A 1,820-nucleotide genomic window follows, 5' to 3' on the forward strand; every position below is an offset into this window, starting at 1 on the left:
TCTTCCGCGAAGCCGTGGAGACGAACCGCGCCGGGGAGATTTCCGTGGACCGCAACTGCCGCACGGCGCTCCGCGGATTCTACGCCGCCGGCGACGTAACGGATGTCGCCTACAAACAGATCGTCATCGCCATGGGCGAAGGGGCCAAGGCTGCCCTCTCGGCATTCGAGGACCGCATCAGGGGACGGCTCTGATCATCCCCGCCATATGCATTCCCGGTGCGGGAGGTGTCGGATCACACGATCCGCGCCTCCCGCACTTTATTCAGAGAGGCGAAACGAACGGGGCCGGGCCAATTCTTGGATTTGTGGAAAATTTCCTATATTTGTCCCATAAATCGTCCCCTTGGAAGATTCTTGCAGACATACGCGCCCGATGCGCCTCTGGATTCTCGTGCTGCTCGCCGCCATGCTGACCGAACTTTCGGCAGGCATGTCCGAAACGGCCGCCGCAGTCTTCCACACCCCCGATGACATTGCCGTCCTGCTCACCGAACCGGCAGAATCGTCCGACGACGATCCGTCGGAGAGCCCCGACGACGCCTGTCTGTACCGGATTCCCCGCATGCTGCCCTCCGCGGCACTCTGTCCGGGAAGCGAGATGTCCCCCGCAACGATCCGCCCCACAAGAGAGGCTCAGGCATTCCGTCTTGCAGACCGTTCGGACATACATACGGGACGTGCCGCCTGCCGCACCTTCTGTGTCTATCGGATCTGACACACCGTCTCCGGCTGCAGCCCGCCGCAGCCCGACCCTACCCGGCAGAGGCGGCACAAGCCTCCGCCCTACCCGATCCATTCACCCGAAAAGCGTTTGCCGTGCGCATCCACACGGCCCCACAACCACATAAACACCATTCATGGAACTCATCATACTTTATCTGACAGCGGCTCTCGCCATCTCGTTCCTCTGTTCGATTCTCGAAGCCGTCCTGCTCTCCACGCCGATGTCCTTCATCGCCATGAAGGAGAAGGAGGGCGCCAAGAACGCCCCGCTGCTCATGCGGCAGAAGCAGGACATCGACAAGCCGATCTCGGCCATACTTTCGCTCAACACCATCGCCCACACGATCGGTGCCGCAGGCGTCGGCGCCGAGGCCGTCAAGGTCTTCGGCGAAGCCTACTTCGGCATCATCTCGGCCGTGCTGACCATCCTGATCCTCGTCCTCTCGGAGATCATCCCCAAAACCGTCGGTGCCTGCTACTGGCGGCAGCTGGCCATGTCGTCGGCCCCGGTCATCCGCGCGATGATCATCGTCTGCTACCCGCTCGTGCTCCTCTCGGAGCTGATCACCAAGCTCGTCTCGTCGAAGAAACAGCCTCTCTCGGTCAGCCGCGAGGAGGTCTCCGCCATGGTGAGCGTCGGCCGGCAGGAGGGCGTCTTCCAACCCCGCGAGGACAAGGTGATCCAGAACCTCTTCCGGCTGGACCACGTTACCGTGCGCGAGATCATGACCCCGCGGACCGTGGCCGCCACGGCCCCCGAGCGCACCACGCTCCGCGAATTCTACGCCAACCACCTCTTCCGCATCTTCTCGCGCATCCCGGTCTACGGCGACAGCCCCGACTACATCACCGGCTACGTGCTGAAACAGACCGTCCTGGAGAAGCTGGCCGAAGACCGTTTCGACAACCGCCTGGCCGACATCCGGCGCCCGATCCTCTCGTTTCCGGGCGAGGAGACCGTGGCGGCCGTCTGGGAGGAGATGATCAAGAACAAGGAGCTCATCGCCCAGGTGCGCGACGAGTACGGCTGTTTCCAGGGCATCGTCACGATGGAGGACGTCATCGAGACGCTGCTCGGCCAGGAGATCGTGGACG

At 62.8% G+C, this 1,820-nt stretch carries 3 protein-coding genes; all 3 read left to right on the top strand.

All coding sequences use genetic code 11. The annotated features are described in order from the left end of the window. On the top strand, nucleotides 1-194 hold a 194-nt coding region (locus QZL63_RS09820), incomplete at its 5' end, for an FAD-dependent oxidoreductase (protein WP_290586804.1). A gap of 181 nt (nucleotides 195-375) precedes the next feature. Continuing rightward, nucleotides 376-717 carry a hypothetical protein gene (locus QZL63_RS09825; RefSeq protein WP_022309130.1) on the top strand — a complete coding sequence of 114 codons (342 nt, stop codon included), beginning with the start codon at nucleotides 376-378 and terminating at the stop codon, nucleotides 715-717. A gap of 142 nt (nucleotides 718-859) precedes the next feature. After that, nucleotides 860-1,820 (top strand): CNNM domain-containing protein (locus QZL63_RS09830; RefSeq protein WP_290586807.1); only part of this gene is annotated, 961 nt, incomplete at its 3' end.

It is taken from the genome of Alistipes sp. CAG:268, from assembly GCA_000434235.1.
In the GTDB taxonomy this organism is placed as follows: Bacteria; Bacteroidota; Bacteroidia; order Bacteroidales; family Rikenellaceae; genus Alistipes; species Alistipes avistercoris.

What these genes read in the sequence shown, in the direction of transcription:
- QZL63_RS09825 (WP_022309130.1), top strand. Translation starts at nt 376, where the DNA reads ATGCGCCTCTGGATTCTCGTGCTGCTCGCCGCCATGCTGACCGAACTT.